Here is a 15,507-nt window from a genome sequence, read left to right as displayed (position 1 = left end):
CGCATGGCATCCCGTCTCGCACACCGGGCCGAGGGGAACGCCGGCGCCTCCGCGCTGCCCCTCGTCCTCGTCCACGGCCACCCCTTCGACCACACCATGTGGGCCCCGCAGATCGCCGCCTTCTCGCCCGGGCGCCGGGTGATCGCGCCCGACCTGCGCGGCTACGGCGCGTCGCCCGTCACCCCGGGCGTCACGGCGCTGTCCGTGTTCGCGGACGACATCGAGGAACTGCTCGACTCCCTGGACGTGGACCGGTGCGTCCTCGGCGGACTGTCGATGGGCGGGCAGATCGTCATGGAGTGCTACGCCCGGTTCCCGGAGCGCGTCCGCGGTCTGCTGCTCGCGGACACCTTCGCCGCGCCCGAGACCCCGGAAGGGCGCCGGGCCCGCAACGCCATGGCGGACCGGCTGCTGCGCGAGGGCATGCGGGGCTACGCCGACGAGGTGCTGTACAAGATGGTCGCGCCCCACGCGCCTCCGGCCGTCGCGGCGCACGTCCACCGCATGATGACCCGCACCGACCCGCGGGGCGCCGCCGCGGCCCTGCGCGGCCGCGCCGAACGGCCCGACTACCGCCCGCTGCTGAGCGGGGTCACGGTGCCCGCACTGGTCGTCGTCGGCGCCGAGGACGAGTACACGCCCGTCAGCGACGCCGAGTCGCTGCACGCCCTCCTCCCCGACTCCACCCTCGTCGTCGTCGACGGGGCGGCCCACCTGCCCAACCTGGAACGCCCCGACGCGTTCGACGCGGCCCTGGCGGACTTCCTGCGGCGACTCGACACCGCGGCCGGCCGGACGAATCCGTCGGACCAGCCGGGCGGAAGGGGCGCACACCCCTGATCACCGCCACCGGTCACCGCACCTGGATGCTGGGGGTGAGCGAAAAAGCCGGGGTGGGAACGTCAGTGTCGCGCCACTCGCAGTTCCCCGCCCCCGTTTTCGCCGACGGTCACCGCCAGCGCCCCGTCCCGGTCCGTCCGCAGCACCGTCGCTCCCCCGGCCCGCAGCGCGGCGACCGTGTTCGGGGCAGGATGCCCGTACGTGTTGTCCTTCCCCGTGCTGATGAGCGCCAGCCGTGGGGCCGCCCGGCGTATGAGGTCCGGGTCTTGATACGCCGAGCCGTGGTGGGCGACCTTGAGGACGTCCACGCCGGCCAGTCGTCCGGCCGCGGGTGACCTCGCCAGGGCGCGCTGGGCCGGGGGTTCCAGGTCCCCGAGGAGCAGCAGGCGCAGGCCGGCCGTGCGGACCAGCATGGCCACGCTGGCGTCGTTCGGGCCCTCCGGCACGGGGCCCGCGGGCTGTGGGTCCGCGGTCGGCGGGGCGCTCGGCGGTGGCCACACCACCTCCCAGGACAGCTCCCCCGCGCGCCGCGCCTCACCGGCGGCGGCGTGCGTCACCGGGATGTGGCGGGCGGCGGCGAGTCTTCGGACGAACGCGGCCTGGTCGGCGGGTTCTTCGAAGGACGTCGTCTCGATGGCGCCCACCGCGCGTCCGCGCAGTACGCCGGGGAGGCCCGCCACGTGGTCGGCGTGGAAGTGGGTCAGGACGACGAGGGGGATGCTGGTGACGCCGAGGGAGCGCAGGCAGTGGTCGGCGAGGGCCGGGTCGGGGCCGGCGTCCACGACCACGCCGGCGCCCTCGCCCGCCGCCAGTACCAGCGCGTCGCCCTGACCGACATCGCACATCACCAGCCGCCAGCCCGGCGGGGGCCAGCCCGTGATCGCCCGGGTGAGGGGGCGTGGCTGTACCACCACCAGCACCAGCAGGAGTGCGCAGGCGGCGCACCACCAGGGGTGCCGCAGCAGCCGTCGCCCTACGACCAGTGCCGCCAGGGTGAGGGCGCCGAGTGCCGCCGCACCGGCCCAGCTGCCGGGCCAGTCCACTCCCGCGCCGGGCAGCGCGGCCCCCGTTCTGGCGACCTGCGCGATCCACTCCGCGGGCCAGCTCGCGCACCAGGCCAGTGCCTTCGCCGCCGGCATCGCCACCGGTGCCGTGGCCAGGGCCAGGAAGCCCAGCACCGTGGCCGGCGCGAGCGCGAACTCCGCGAGCAGGTTGCACGGGATCGCCACCAGGCTCACCCGCGCCGCCAGCACGGCGACCACCGGCGCGCACACCGCCTGCGCGGCACCCGCGGCGGCCAGCGCCTCCGCGAGGCGGGACGGCACACCGCGCCGCCGCAGTCCCGCGCTCCAGCGTGGCGCGAGCGTGAGCAGCGCGCCGGTGGCCAGCACGGAGAGCAGGAAGCCGGGACTGCGGGCCAGCCAGGGGTCGTAGAGCACCAGGAGCAGGACCGCCGTCGCCAGCGCCGGGATCAGTGATCTGCGGCGGCCGGTGGCGAGCGCGAGCAGGGCGACGGAGCCGCAGGCGGCGGCCCGCAGCACGCTGGGATCGGGCCGGCACACGACGACGAAGGCGAGGGAGAGCGTCGCGCCGAGGAGTGCGGTGGTCCGCAGGGGGATGCCGAGACGGGGTGCGAGTCCGCGTCGCTCGGCCCGCTGCGCCAGGCCGGGCGGGCCGAGGAGCAGGGCGAGGAGGATGGTGAAGTTGGCGCCGGAGACGGCGAGCGTGTGGGTGAGGTCGGTCTCCCTGAACGCCTCGTCCAGCTCCGGGGTGATCCTCGCGGTGTCGCCCACGACCAGGCCGGGCAGCAGCGCCCGCGCGTCCGCCGGCAGTCCGTCGGTCGCCTCCCGCAGTCCGGCCCGCAGCCGTCCCGCCAGCCGCTGGGGACCCGACGGCCCGTCCACGGTCTCCGGGCCGTCCCGGCCCTTCACCCGCAGCACGGCGGCGAACCGGTCACCGCCCGCCCTCGCCGGGGCGAGCCGTGCCTCGACGCGGAGGCGGGTGGAGGGCAGCAAGGCGAGCCAAGGGGAATCCCCGGCGTGACCGGGCGCGGTGCGGTCGGCCTGGCGCGGGTCGACGATCAGCAGGACGGGCGTGCGGGTCGTCTCCGCCGTGCCGTCGGCCCGCTCCACCCGTCGTACGTCGGCCTCGACCAGTACGGAGGTGGGGGCCATGTGGTTGCCGCTGACCCGGGGCCGGGTGAGCCGGGGGTCGGAGGTGATCTCGACCTCGGCGGTCACCGGGGCGTACTCCCGCGCCAGTGCGGGCACGGGGCCCCGTCGCAGGTCCGCGCCGTGCAGTCCCGCCGATCCGGCGGCCGCCGCTACGCAGAGCAGTGCGGCGGCGGTGGCGTGGGCGGTGGCCCGTCCCCGCCCGGTCAGGCGACTGCGCGCCATGAGGAGGGCGCCGGCCGTCAGCAGGGAGGCGATCACCGCGCCCGCCGCCCGGCCGGGCGGGGCGTGCAGCAGCACGGCGGCCGTGGCCCAGGCGGCCAGGGCGGGCGGGACCAGCCGCAGGTCCGTCGGTCCCTCCTGCCTCGGGTGCGCGGCCCCGAGCCGCTTGCCGGAGGCGGCGTGGACGTGCCGCCGGGCGGTGGGCTGCGGGGGCGGTGGTGCCGCCGTGTCCGTCGTCTCCGTCGTCTCCGTCCTCATGGCCGTACGAGGTTCCGCAGATCCGCGAAACGGCGATCGCCGATGCCGTTCACCTCGCGGAGTTCGTCCACCGAGCGGAAACCGCCGTTCCGGGTGCGGTAGTCGACGATGTGCTGGGCGAGCACGGGGCCGACTCCGGGCAGGGTGTCGAGCTGGTCCGGGGTGGCGGTGTTGAGGGACACCGGTGCGGTGGGGCCGGTTCCCGCCGCCGTTCCCGCCGTCCCGGGACTGCCGCCCGGGGCTGTTCCGGCCGATGCCGGGCCCCCTACGACCACCTGTTCGCCGTCGACGAGGAAACGGGCGCGGTTCAGGGTGTCGGTCCTGGTACCGGGCCGTACTCCGCCGGCTGCCCGCAGCGCGTCCTCGACGCGTGAACCGGCGGGCAGACGATGGATTCCCGGATTCCGCACCTTGCCGCTGACGTCGACCACGATCTCGGGGCCCGCCGAGCCGCCGGTCCTCACCGCAGCGTCCGGCGCGGCCTCCCCTTTCGCCGCGCCCTTGACGTGCTCTCCGTGGGGAACCGCCGCGCGCACCACCTCCGGTGCCCGTACCGGCTGGGTCCGCCCGGTCCAGAAGTGCTGTACGGCGAACCCCAGGGCGACCACGAGCAGCACCGACAGCGCGACCACGCTCCGCCGCTCCATCCCGCACCGCGTCTGCACCCACAACGGCAGACGCTCCCGCAGCGCGAGCCCGGCCCTCTCCCGCCGTCGCCTCCGCTCGGACCCGCCGCCGGGTTCCTCCGGGCCCGCGACACCACCCTCGTCGTCCATCGCGACCGCACCGCCACCGGGCCCCGCCGCGAGAGGGCCCGCAGCCGCCGCGCGCCCCTGGGCGGCCTGCCGGTCCACAGCCGCCCGCCCCGGCCCCGCCGACCGGCCCGGAGCCACCGACCGGCCCACACTCGCCGACGAGCTCCCAGGTCCCGGCCGGCCCGCATCCGCCGGTCGGTCCGTGCTCCCCGCGCGCTCCACGGCCGCCGTGCGGTTCACGGCCGCCGCGTGCTCCTCGGCGCCCGCACGTTCCACGGTCACCGAGCGCCCCTGGGCCGGCACGCGATCCGCAGCCGTCCCACCGTCCGTGCCCCCGAGGCGATCCACAGCCGCCGGCCGGTTCACGGCCGCCAAAGAGCCGGCCCGCCTGATGCGGCGGGTGCCGGTCAGGGCCCAGGCCGGTGGTCGCCTGGTGTGCGCGGAGTGGTCGTCGCCGTCGAACAGTGACTCCGCCCGGCGGCGGAGTTCCTCCGCCACCGCTCGGCGGTCCCGGCGCGGGGCCCGGCCGCGGGGTCCGGTCGGCCGGCGGTGGCGGGCGCGGCCGTCGGAGGCGGGCGGGCGGCCCGGGCCGCTGGTCGCTGTCCCTGTGCGTGAACGTGATCGAAGTGCCATGCGAGGAGGATCCGGCACATCACCCCATCCGCGATGATCTTGCTCGATTTCCGGGGATTACCGCCCGGTTGTGGACAACCCCGTCACCCGTACGAGCGCACCGGCCTCACCGGGCCGAGACCACGACCCCCAGCAGTCCGGGCCCCGTGTGCGCCCCGATCACCGCGCCCACCTCGCTGACGTGCAGGTCGGCCAGTCCCGGCAGCCGGGTCCGCAGCCGGTCCGCGAGGGCCGACGCGCGCTCCTGCGCGGCGAGATGGTGGACGGCGACGTCGACCTCCGCCCCGCCCGCCCGCTCGGCCGCGATCTCCTCCAGGCGGGCGATCGCCTTCGACGCCGTGCGCACCTTCTCCAGCGGTTCGATCCGGCCGCCCGCCAGCTGCAGCAGCGGCTTGACCGCGAGGGCCGAGCCCAGCAGGGCCTGCGCGGCGCCGATCCGGCCGCCCCGGCGCAGATAGTCGAGCGTGTCGACGTAGAAGTACGCGGACGTGTCCGCCGCCCGCTTCTCCGCGGCCGTGACCGCCTCGTCCACCGTGCCGCCCGCCTCCGCGGTCTCCGCCGCCGTCAGCGCGCAGAACCCGAGCGCCATCGCGATCATGCCGGTGTCCACCACCCGTACCGGCACGGGCGCCTCGCGGGCGGCGACGACCGCCGCGTCGTAGGTGCCGGAGAGCTCGGCGGAGAGGTGGAGGGAGACGATGCCGGTGGCGCCGGACTCGGCGACCCTGCGGTAGGTCTCGGCGAACACCTCGGGGCCGGGCCGTGAGGTCGTGACCGGGCGCCGCTTCTGCAAAGCCTGGGCGAGGGAGCGGGTGGAGATCTCGGTGCCCTCTTCGAGCGCGCGGTCGCCGAGGACCACGGTCAGGGGTACCGCCGTGATGCGGTGCCGCTCCATCGTCCGGGTCGGCAGGTAGGCCGTTGAATCGGTGACGATCGCGACATGGCGGGACATGAGCTGGAGGTTACCTGCCGTAGTGCCCGTGCGGCAGCCCGGCCTCGCGGGGCGGGTTCGACGGTGGCCGGATCAGGGGGTGCTCACGTGGTGCTCTCGGGGCGGGGCTTCTTCTGCCAGGGGTAGGTGGGACGCGGTGCCGGCGGGGTGATGGCGGGCCGGGCGGGCTGCTGCTTCTGTTCCTTCGCCGGGGCGGGTTCCGGGGTGTCCTGCCGGGTCCGGCCGGCGGCGGGGGCCTCGGGCCAGGGCGGGGGCGCCGGGTGCTGCTCCGTGGTGGTCCAGTGGCGCAGCGCCCCGGCCTCCATGTCGATCTGCTCGCTCAGCGAGTCCAGGTCGTCGGAGGCGAAACGGCCGGCGCGGTCGCGGGCCGCCCAGCGCAGGGAGTCCGCGGAACTCGTGATGCGCTCGGTACGCTCGCGCAGCTCGGGCAGCCGGGCGGCGAGGGTGGTGCGGTCCGGTTCGGACTCCAGGCGCCTGAGTTCGCCGTCCAGTTCGTGGCCGTGCGCGCTGAGCCGCTGGAAGAGGCCGAGGGACTCCTTGAGGGACTCGTCCTCGGCGACGGCGGCCTCCAGCGCGTCCTGGGTGGCCCGCATGGAGGTGCGCAGCCTCAGCCGGAGCTGGGCGATCTCGCCGGCCGGGCCGGGCTGCGCGAAGGCCTTGGCCCGCAGGGTGTGGTCCTCGACCGTGCGGCGGGCCTGGGTGATGTGGCGGTCCGCGCTGCGCTTGGCGGCGCCGACGACCTTCACCGTGGCGTAGGCGCCGAGCACGACGAAGAGCACGAAGAGCAGGGCTACCACTGCGAACACCGCTTCCACGAAGCTCCTCCTCCGGACCCCTCTGACCTGTCCCGGCGCGCTTCGCGCCGCTCTTCAACGGTAAACGCAGCGGGCAGGCCCGGAGTTCCTGAAGAACCCCGAACCTGCCCGTAGGGGACTACCCGGACCACCCGGATCACCCGGATCACCTGGCCCACCCAGACCACCCGGATCGCCTGGCCCACCAGATCACCGGGCGCCCTGCGGCCCGCCCGGCGGTTCATGCCGGACGGGCCCCGACGCTCACGTCACGCCGGGACGATGTTCACCAGCTTCGGCGCCCGGACGATCACCTTGCGGATCCCGGCGCCGTCCAGCGCCGCGACGACCCGCTCGTCGGCCAGCGCGACCTTCTCCAGCTCGTCCTCGGCGATGCCCGGAGGCACCTCCAGCCGCGCCTTGACCTTGCCCTTGATCTGCACGACACAGGTGACGGTCTCGTCGACCACGTACGCCGGGTCGGCCACCGGGAAGTCCTGGTGCACCACCGAGTCCGTGTGCCCCAGCTTGCGCCACAGCTCCTCGGCGATGTGCGGGGCCAGCGGAGCGACCAGCAGCACCAGGGGCTCCGCGACGGAGCGCGGCAGCGCGCCTCCCCGCTTGGTCAGGTGGTTGTTCAGCTCGGTGACCTTGGCGATGGCGGTGTTGAAGCGCATGCCCTCCAGGTCGCCGCGCACGCCGTCGATCGCCTTGTGCAGGGCGCGCAGGGTGTCCTCGTCGACGTCACCCCCGTCGACGACGGTCACCTCGCCGCTCGCCTCGTCGACGATGTTGCGCCACAGCCGCTGCAGCAGCCGGAACTGACCGACCACCGCGCGGGTGTCCCACGGCCGGGACACGTCCAGCGGACCCATGGCCATCTCGTACAGGCGCAGCGTGTCGGCCCCGTACTCGGCGCAGATCTCGTCCGGAGTGACCGCGTTCTTCAGGGACTTGCCCATCTTGCCCAGCAGCCGGGAGACCCGCTCGCCCTGGTACCAGTAGCCGCCGTCGCGCTCCTCCACCTCGGCGGCCGGTACGGCGATGCCCCGGCTGTCGCGGTAGACGTAGGCCTGGATCATGCCCTGGTTGAACAGCTTGTGGAACGGCTCCGCCGACGACACGTGCCCCAGGTCGTACAGCACCTTGGACCAGAAGCGGGCGTACAGCAGGTGCAGCACGGCGTGTTCGGCACCGCCGACGTACAGGTCGACACCGCCGTGCGGCATGCCCTCGCGCGGACCCATCCAGTACTGCTCGATGGCCGGGTCGACCAGCTTCTCGCTGTTGTGCGGGTCCAGGTAGCGCAGCTCGTACCAGCAGGAACCGGCCCAGTTGGGCATGGTGTTGGTCTCGCGGCGGTACCTGCGCGGACCGCGGCCGTCGCCCAGGTCCAGGGTGACGTTGACCCAGTCCTCGTTGCGCGACAGCGGCGTCTCGGGCTGGGTGTCGGCGTCGTCCGGGTCGAAGGTGCGCGGGCTGTAGTCCTCGACCTCGGGCAGCTCCAGCGGCAGCATCGACTCGGGCAGCGCGTGGGCGACGCCGTCCTCGTCGTAGACGATCGGGAAGGGCTCGCCCCAGTAGCGCTGCCGGCTGAACAGCCAGTCGCGCAGGCGGAAGTTGACGGTGCCCTCGCCGTGGCCCGTGCGCTCCAGCCACTCGATGATGCGCGTCTTGGCCTCGGCGACGCCCAGGCCGTCCAGGGAGACCTGCTCGTTCGAGGAGGCGATGATCTTCGCGTCGTACGACGCGAAGGCGTTCTCCCACGTGGAGGTGTCCGTGCCGCGGCCGTCGGTCGGCTCGACGATGCAGCGGATCGGCAGCTCGAAGGCGCGCGCGAACTCGAAGTCGCGCTGGTCGCCCGCCGGGACGGCCATGATCGCGCCGGTGCCGTAGCCCATCAGGACGTAGTCGGCGATGAAGACGGGGACCTGCTCGCCGTTGACCGGGTTGGTGGCGTACGCGCCGATGAAGACGCCGGTCTTGTCCTTGGCCTCGGCCTGCCGCTCGACGTCGGACTTGGCGGCGGCCTGCGCGCGGTAGGCGGCGACGGCCTCCGCGGGCGTGGCGTGCCCGCCGGTCCACACCTCGTGGGTGCCCTCGGGCCACTCCTGGGGCGTGAACTTCTCGACCAGCGGGTGCTCGGGCGCCAGCACCATGTAGGTCGCGCCGAACAGGGTGTCGGGGCGGGTGGTGAAGACGGTGATGCTCTCGCCGTCGATCGGGAAGCCGACGCGGGCGCCCTCGGAGCGGCCGATCCAGTTGCGCTGCTGCAGCTTGATGGCCTCGGGCCAGTCCAGGGCGTCCAGGTCGTCCAGCAGACGGTCCGCGTAAGCCGTGATGCGCATGTTCCACTGGCGCAGCTTGGCCTTGAAGACGGGGAAGTTGCCGCGCTCGGAGCGGCCCTCGGCGGTGACCTCCTCGTTGGCCAGCACGGTGCCCAGGCCGGGGCACCAGTTGACCGGCGCGTCGGAGGCGTAGGCCAGGCGGTACTCGCCCAGGACGTCGGCGCGCTCGACCTCGGTCAGCTCGCTCCAGGAGCGGTCGCCGGGGACGGCGCGCTCACCGGACTCGAACCGCTCGACCAGCTCGGAGATCGGGCGGGCCCGCTTCGCCTCGTCGTCGTACCAGGAGTTGAAGATCTGCAGGAAGATCCACTGCGTCCACTTGTAGTACTCCGGGTCGATCGTGGCGAACGACCGGCGCTTGTCGTGACCCAGGCCCAGCCGGCGCAGCTGGGACTTCATGTTCTCCATGTTGGCCTCGGTCGACACGCGCGGGTGCGTGCCGGTCTGCACCGCGTACTGCTCGGCGGGCAGGCCGAAGGCGTCGAAGCCCAGGGTGTGCAGGACGTTGTGCCCGGTCATGCGCTGGAAGCGGGCGAAGACGTCGGTGGCGATGTAGCCCAGGGGGTGTCCGACGTGCAGTCCCGCACCGGAGGGGTACGGGAACATGTCCATGATGAACTTCTTGGGCCTGGCGGCCGTCTCCGGATCACCCGACAGGTCGCCTCCCCCACTCTCGGCTTCGCTCGAGCGGGGGGACCCCCATGGGTTCGGGGCGGCGTAGGTGCCCTCGGCGTCCCAGAAGTCCTGCCAGCGTGCCTCGATCTCGGCCGCCAGGGCGGCCGTGTAGCGGTGCGGCGCGGCCTCCGCGGCTGCGGTGGCAGCGGGGTTCGTCTCGCTCATGATCCTCAATGCTCCATCGATCGTCTCTGCCTGCTGCTGCGGCTTCCTGGAAATGAAAAATCCCCTCGCACAGGAGGGGACGCCGCGCCGATTCCGGCCTGCCGGTGACCGGCGGTCGGGACTGATCAGCGCGGCTCGCTAAGCAGAAGGCGTACGGCACGCATGGCGCCAGGGTACCGCAGCCACCGATCCGGTCGCGACGCGCTTCCACGACATGTTGACCCAAGGTCAAGGGTTACTTCGCGTAACGACTGCTAAGGGACATCGCAACGGCCTCATTGTCTTTTGATAACAGCGCAATAACTCAAACCCCGTACTCATCGGTATGACGAGCCTTAGAGTTCGGCAGCGGGACCGCTTTACCGAACCTTCGGAGTTGCCCCCATGAACCCTCGTCCAGACAGCAGCCCACCACCCCCCGCTCGGGGCCGGTCGGCTGCGGCTCCGTCGTACCCGCTCCGCGCCGTGACGCCGGGAGGCAGGTCGTGAGGCCGGACGACAGCACGGCGGACGACTGGTTCGCCGAGTTCCTCAACTTCGGCGTGGGCGTCCTGTCGCTCGTCTGCCTCAGCTGCTCGGTGATCTGGGGGCTCGTCGCCCAGGACCGGATCCTGCTGGGTCCCCGCCAGCGGATCCTGGCGCAGGCGGTGCACCGGACCACCGCGGTCGCCTCGATCGTCTTCCTGCTGATGCACATAGGCATCAAGCTGGCCCTGGACCACACCACGTGGATCGCCGCGGTCGTCCCCTTCGGGCTGGCCCTCACGGACGACGAGGCCGTCGCCGGCCGGTCCTTCCTCATCGGGCTCGGCACCCTCGCCGGCCTGCTGATGGTCTTCGTGGGCATCACCGGTGTGCTGCGCAACCGCTTCGCCTCCCCGGCACCGGTCGCGGCCCGCTGGCGGGCGATGCACATGCTGGCCTATCCGGCCTGGTGCGCCGCGCTGGTGCACGGCCTCTACGCGGGTCGAGCCGCGAAGCCGATCTTCCTGATCCTCTACGGGCTGTCCCTGGTCGGCGTCATGGCGGCCCTCGCCGTGCGCGCCTCCCCGCCCCGCGTCAAGCGCGGAATCGCCGACCGGATCACCGCGCTGCTCGACGCCGTCGCCGGCCCGCAGCGGGGCCGCGAGGAACGGCTGGAGGAGAGCAGGTCCCGGGCGGCCGGGTCCCCCCTGCCGGGATACGGCGGCGGGCGCGACTCCGCGCGGGGCGACGGGCGTCCGCGCGGGGACGGCGACCGGCGGGGCGGGCGCCCGCGCGAGGAGCGCCCGCTGTACGAGACCGCCGAACGCGCCCCCGCCCCGGAACCGGCGAACGGCTTCGCGGCCGCCTACCGCGCGGTGTCGGCGCCCGGCCGGCCACCGGCCGGGCAGACGCCCCTCACCGACGCGACCGCCCGCATGGAGCTGCCGCTGGACATGCGGCCCACGGAGGCCGTCCCGCGCGTGGACGGCCCCTCCAGCACCTCGGGCAACTGGCCGATCCCGTCCCCGCCACCGGTCGGCGAGGCCCCGCCGTCGGCGTACGACCCGCTCCAGGACACCGGATACACCATCCCGGCCTATGACAATTCGGCCGCCTCCGGCTTCGGTTCGAGTGATGTGTACGACACCGGTGAGACGAACGGCCTCTACGCCACGTACAACCCGAGTGACACGTACAACAGCGGTCCCGCCAATGAACCACTCCCCGGTGCGTCGCCCTCGTCGTCCTACGACTTCGACGCACCGGGTTCGGGCGAACCTTGGAACACTCCGTCCGGAGGCTATAAGTGAACGAGGCCCTGCCCGACGTACCCGAAGTCCGCGTGGTCGGGCTTCCCCAGCTCACGTCGGGCTTCGACCTTGTCGACCGGCTCGACCTGCCCATGCACCTCAAGGTGCACGGGCCGCTCGAACCCCTGGGCGGTGAGCAGCTCGCGCAGCTCGCCGAACGCATCAACCTCAGGGGCCGCGGCGGCGCGGGCTTCCCCTTCCACAAGAAGCTGCGCTCGGTCGCCGAATCGGCGATCAAGCGCGGCGTGCGGCCGGTCGTCGTCGTCAACGGCAGCGAGGACGAGCCGGCCTGCCGCAAGGACACGGTGCTGATCAACCGTGCCCCGCACCTCATCCTGGACGGCGCGCTGCTGTGCGCCGAGGCCATGGGTGCCCGCACGCTCGTGGTGGGGGTCACCCGGGAGTCCACCCAGCGCTCCATGGAGGCCGCGCTCGCCGAACGCGGCCTGAACAACGGGCGCCGCTCCGCGCTGCGCGCCCGCGTGCAGCGCAACCCGGTCCGCATGGTCACGGGCGCGGCGGCCTCCCTGATCCGCTCCATCGACGGCGGCCCGGCCATCCCGCCGGGCCGCAAGGTCAGCGCCTCGAAGAACGGCGTCGGCGGCGCGCCCACGCTGCTGTCGAACGCCGAGACGTTCGCCCAGCTCGCCATCGCCGCCCGCATCGGCCCGGAGCGCTACGGCAACACCGGCCTGTACGACGAGCCGGGCACCGTGATGCTCACGGTGTCCGGGGCGGTGGCCCGCCCCATGGTGATCGAGGTGCCGACGGGTGTGCCGCTGCGCTACGTCCTCCAGCTCGCCGGCGCCCCGCCGATGCCGCAGGGGGTGCTGACGGGCGGCTACCACGGCAAGTGGATCGACGCGGCGACCGTCAACGAGGCGATCGTCTCCCGCAACTCCCTGGACGCGGTGGGCGGTTCGCTGGGCGCGGGCGCGATCCTGCCGATCAGTCAGGACACCTGCCCGCTGGGCGAGTCGCTGCGGGTCGCCCAGTGGCTGGCGGAGGAGAGCGCCGGCCAGTGCGGCCCCTGCTACCTGGGGCTGCCGGCCGCCGCGCGCGGCCTCGAGGACATCCTCAACGGCGGCGGCCCCGCCGCCCTGGAGGCGGTCAAGCAGGTCGCCAGGAACGTGAAGCGGCGCGGGGCGTGTTCGCACCCGGACGGCTCCGCGATGTTCCTGGAGTCGACCCTCAAGGCGTTCACCGACGACCTCGCCGCCCATGTCCTCGGCAACGGCTGCGGACGGCCCGTGGCGGGTGTCCTGCCGCTCTTCGAGGGGGGCAGGGCCCCTACGGGCATCCCGGGCGGCGGCGGGGAGGAGAACGGGCCGAGCCGCCAGAAGATCTACGTCGACTGGACGCTGTGCCGGGGCCACGGCCTGTGCGCGGACATCCTCCCGGAGGTCTTCCAGCTCGGCGCGGACGGCTTCCCGACGGTGGCTCAGGCCCAGGTGCCGCGTTTCGCGGAGGCGAAGGCGCTGCGGGCGGTGCGCCGCTGCCCGGCACTGGCCCTGCGTATCGAGGACGAGTCACCCCAGGCGAAGGCGCCGTCGCGCAATCTGCCGGTGCTCTCGCAGGGGCGCGGTCGGCGCGCCCTGGGACGCTGAGGTTGCGCCCTCACCGGCGGTGAGGGCGCAACCCGCAAGAACAGACCCGGCAAGAACAGGCCCGACAAGGACGGAACCAGTGAGGGCGGACCATCCGTTCGGATGATCCGCCCTCTACTTCTGTGGAGCTAAGGAGAATTGAACTCCTGACCTCCTGCATGCCATGCAGGCGCTCTACCAACTGAGCTATAGCCCCTTGCTTTCACGCGGCGGAGCCGCATGTTGTCCGCGTCGCCCGGTTTCCCCGGCGGCAGAGCCAACTTTACACGGTCGACCCCGGCCAACACCAAATCGGTTTCACTTCGCTCGCCTATGTCCGGAATTGCCCCTACCGAGGGCTACGCGGTCACGAACGAATAGAAGCGCTTGAGTGTGCAGTGCTCCTCCAGCAGCCGACCGTAGATCGGCTCCCCCTCGAGTTCGCGGTACGTCTCGATGGGGTCGCCTTTTATGATCAGCGCCCGCGCGCATTCCTCGCACCAGTACTGGTAGTCGGGATTGATCGGCTCCATGTCCCGGACGATCGGCGTCCCGCTGCCGCACCAGTCGCACTTCCGCCTGTGTGCACCCATCGGTCAGCTCCAGCTGTGGCCGCAGGCCGTGCACACGTAGGAGACCCCGCCGTTGTCGCCGAGCACCTGGGCGACGTGCGCGGAGCCGCAGGAGGGGCAGCTGAGGCGGGTCGAGGTCCGTCGCGTCGACACCGCTCCGAGGAGGTGGTCGACCTCCTCGAGGATGCTCGCAGGCATCACAACTCCCTCCCGTCGGGCCGCGCCCCCTTCCGGCCGTTTGATTCTGCCACGGCCGGGCCGACACGGTCAGCGACGCCGTGGTACCGGTCGGGACACGGCTCGACGCCTCGCAGAGGTATACGCGCGCCAGGACCGTTCTGCTCACCGGCGGACAACGAAAGATCCCGCCTCCCTGAGGGAGGCGGGATCTTCGTCATGTGGAGCTAAGGAGAATTGAACTCCTGACCTCCTGCATGCCATGCAGGCGCTCTACCAACTGAGCTATAGCCCCTGGTTGCCACACGAGGCGACTTCCCGGTGTTCCGTCCCGCTCGGCGGGGCGAACAAGAAGAACTCTAGCCTGTGACCTGCCGGAAAGTGAAATCCGGGTCCCGGGACGCCCCGGGGCCGGATCGAAGCACTCTCAGTCGTCGTCGCCGAGCACCGGTTCCGGCAGGGTGCCGGCGTTGTGCTCGAGCAGCCGCCAGCCCCGGGCGCCCTCGCCGAGGACGGACCAGCAGCAGTTGGTGAGACCGCCCAGGCTCTCCCAGTTGTGCGGGGCCAGTCCGAGCAGCCGGCCGATGGTGGTGCGGATGGTCCCGCCGTGGCTGACCACGACGAGCGTGCCGTCCTCCGGGAGCTTCTCGACGTGCCGCAGCACCACGGGGGCGGCGCGGTCGGCGACCTCGGTCTCCAGTTCGCCACCGCCCCGGCGGACCGGCTCGCCGCGCTTCCACGCGGTGTACTCGTCGCCGTACCTGGCGATGATCTCGTCGTGCGTCAGGCCCTGCCAGACGCCCGCGTAGGTCTCCCGCAGGGCCTCGTCGTGGGTGACGTCCAGGCCGGTGAGCGCGGCGAGCTCGGCGGCGGTGGCCGCGGCCCGCTTCAGGTCCGAGGCGACGATCGCGTCGGGCTTCAGCCCCGCGAGCAGGCGGGCGGACCGGCGGGCCTGGGCGACGCCGGTCTCGGTGAGGTCCACGTCCGTGGAGCCCTGGAAGCGGCGCTCCACGTTCCAGGACGTCTGGCCGTGCCGCCACAGGATGACGCGGCGGCCCCGGCGCGCGGGCCCGCTCACCTCACCGGTGGCGCTCACCACTCACCGCCCGGCTGCACGGCCTCCTGGAGCTTCGCGTGCTCGGCGGCCTTGCCGCGGGTGGCCTTGGCGTCCTCGGGCAGCTCCAGCTCGGGGCAGTCCTTCCACAGCCGCTCCAGGGCGTAGAAGACGCGCTCCTCGCTGTGCTGGACGTGGACGACGATGTCGACGTAGTCGAGCAGCACCCAGCGGGCCTCGCGGTCGCCCTCGCGGCGGACCGGCTTGGCGCCGAGCTCCTTGCTGAGCCGCTCCTCGATCTCGTCGACGATCGATTTGACCTGACGGTCGTTGGGCGCGGAGGCCAGCAGGAAGGCGTCGGTGATGGACAGCACGTCACTGACGTCGTAGGCGACGATGTCGTGCGCGAGCTTGTCGGCGGCCGCCTGGGCGGCGGTGGTGACGAGCTCGAGGGAACGGTCGGTTGCGGTCACTGCGAGGCTTTCGGTCGGTGGACACTTGCCCTCCAGGGTCTCACGGACCGCCGGGCG

The 15,507-nt window shown here is 73.0% G+C and carries 12 protein-coding genes and 2 tRNA genes; 3 read left to right on the top strand and 11 right to left on the bottom strand.

Annotated elements, in window-relative coordinates; all coding sequences use genetic code 11:
- Positions 1 to 3 precede the first annotated feature (3 nt).
- Positions 4 to 840: an alpha/beta fold hydrolase gene (locus KUM38_RS04020; protein ID WP_217127845.1), complete on the top strand. Its 837-nt coding sequence runs from the start codon at positions 4 to 6 to the stop codon at positions 838 to 840.
- A 62-nt stretch (positions 841 to 902) separates the two neighbouring features.
- Here the strand turns inward: KUM38_RS04020 and KUM38_RS04015 are convergent, their stop codons facing one another.
- The 5 genes from KUM38_RS04015 to leuS form a co-directional block, all read right to left on the bottom strand.
- Positions 903 to 3,491: a ComEC/Rec2 family competence protein gene (locus KUM38_RS04015; protein WP_217127844.1), complete on the bottom strand. Its 2,589-nt coding sequence runs from the start codon at positions 3,489 to 3,491 to the stop codon at positions 903 to 905.
- Positions 3,488 to 4,528, bottom strand: a complete 1,041-nt coding sequence (locus tag KUM38_RS04010) for a ComEA family DNA-binding protein (RefSeq protein WP_308408897.1) — start codon at positions 4,526 to 4,528, stop codon at positions 3,488 to 3,490. Before KUM38_RS04010 ends, KUM38_RS04015 begins: the two co-directional genes overlap by 4 nt.
- 457 nt (positions 4,529 to 4,985) lie before the next feature.
- Positions 4,986 to 5,831 carry a DegV family protein gene (locus KUM38_RS04005; RefSeq protein ID WP_217127843.1) on the bottom strand — a complete coding sequence of 282 codons (846 nt, stop codon included), beginning with the start codon at positions 5,829 to 5,831 and terminating at the stop codon, positions 4,986 to 4,988.
- 83 nt (positions 5,832 to 5,914) lie between these two features.
- Positions 5,915 to 6,646 carry a hypothetical protein gene (locus KUM38_RS04000; protein WP_217127842.1) on the bottom strand — a complete coding sequence of 244 codons (732 nt, stop codon included), beginning with the start codon at positions 6,644 to 6,646 and terminating at the stop codon, positions 5,915 to 5,917.
- Between the two features lie 248 nt (positions 6,647 to 6,894).
- Complete coding sequence (gene leuS, locus KUM38_RS03995) at positions 6,895 to 9,813, bottom strand: leucine--tRNA ligase (RefSeq protein WP_217127841.1); 2,919 nt, start codon at positions 9,811 to 9,813, stop codon at positions 6,895 to 6,897.
- Between the two features lie 485 nt (positions 9,814 to 10,298).
- Between leuS and KUM38_RS03990 the strand changes: the two genes are divergently transcribed.
- Together KUM38_RS03990 and KUM38_RS03985 are read left to right on the top strand one after the other, a co-directional pair.
- A complete protein-coding gene (locus tag KUM38_RS03990) occupies positions 10,299 to 11,588 on the top strand; it encodes a ferric reductase-like transmembrane domain-containing protein (RefSeq protein ID WP_217127840.1) in 1,290 nt (429 codons plus the stop codon).
- A complete protein-coding gene (locus KUM38_RS03985) occupies positions 11,585 to 13,195 on the top strand; it encodes an NADH-quinone oxidoreductase subunit NuoF family protein (RefSeq protein ID WP_217127839.1) in 1,611 nt (536 codons plus the stop codon). Before KUM38_RS03990 ends, KUM38_RS03985 begins: the two co-directional genes overlap by 4 nt.
- A gap of 123 nt (positions 13,196 to 13,318) precedes the next feature.
- Here the strand turns inward: KUM38_RS03985 and KUM38_RS03980 are convergent.
- The 6 genes from KUM38_RS03980 to rsfS all read right to left on the bottom strand — a co-directional run bounded on the left by KUM38_RS03980 (position 13,319) and on the right by rsfS (position 15,450).
- Positions 13,319 to 13,391, bottom strand: a tRNA-Ala gene (locus KUM38_RS03980).
- A 142-nt stretch (positions 13,392 to 13,533) separates the two neighbouring features.
- The gene (locus tag KUM38_RS03975) at positions 13,534 to 13,767 is read right to left on the bottom strand and encodes a hypothetical protein (RefSeq protein WP_006136074.1); all 234 of its coding nucleotides are present in this window, start codon (positions 13,765 to 13,767) and stop codon (positions 13,534 to 13,536) included.
- A 3-nt stretch (positions 13,768 to 13,770) separates the two neighbouring features.
- Entirely contained in the window at positions 13,771 to 13,944 is a 174-nt protein-coding gene (locus KUM38_RS03970; protein ID WP_217127838.1) for a hypothetical protein, read from the bottom strand.
- Positions 13,945 to 14,145: 201 nt separating this feature from the next.
- Positions 14,146 to 14,218: transfer RNA gene (locus KUM38_RS03965), tRNA-Ala, on the bottom strand.
- Positions 14,219 to 14,350: 132 nt separating this feature from the next.
- A complete protein-coding gene (locus KUM38_RS03960; protein ID WP_217127837.1) occupies positions 14,351 to 15,019 on the bottom strand; it encodes a histidine phosphatase family protein in 669 nt (222 codons plus the stop codon).
- Complete coding sequence (rsfS, locus tag KUM38_RS03955; RefSeq protein WP_217127836.1) at positions 15,016 to 15,450, bottom strand: ribosome silencing factor; 435 nt, start codon at positions 15,448 to 15,450, stop codon at positions 15,016 to 15,018. Before rsfS ends, KUM38_RS03960 begins: the two co-directional genes overlap by 4 nt.
- Between the last annotated feature and the right edge of the window lie 57 nt (positions 15,451 to 15,507).

This window comes from Streptomyces sp. AC558_RSS880 (assembly GCF_019049255.1).
Classification (GTDB): Bacteria; Actinomycetota; Actinomycetes; order Streptomycetales; family Streptomycetaceae; genus Streptomyces.
Note: the sequence above shows the minus strand (reverse complement) of the source record. Positions and strands in the feature narration are given on the sequence as shown.

Bases quoted from the DNA above. Each gene is read 5' to 3' on its own strand.
- KUM38_RS03970 (WP_217127838.1), bottom strand. From the start codon at position 13,944: ATGCCTGCGAGCATCCTCGAGGAGGTCGACCACCTCCTCGGAGCGGTG.
- KUM38_RS04005 (WP_217127843.1), bottom strand. From the start codon at position 5,831: ATGTCCCGCCATGTCGCGATCGTCACCGATTCAACGGCCTACCTGCCG.
- KUM38_RS04015 (WP_217127844.1), bottom strand. From the start codon at position 3,491: ATGAGGACGGAGACGACGGAGACGACGGACACGGCGGCACCACCGCCC.
- KUM38_RS04020 (WP_217127845.1), top strand. From the start codon at position 4: ATGGCATCCCGTCTCGCACACCGGGCCGAGGGGAACGCCGGCGCCTCC.
- leuS (WP_217127841.1), bottom strand. From the start codon at position 9,813: ATGAGCGAGACGAACCCCGCTGCCACCGCAGCCGCGGAGGCCGCGCCG.
- KUM38_RS03975 (WP_006136074.1), bottom strand. From the start codon at position 13,767: ATGGGTGCACACAGGCGGAAGTGCGACTGGTGCGGCAGCGGGACGCCG.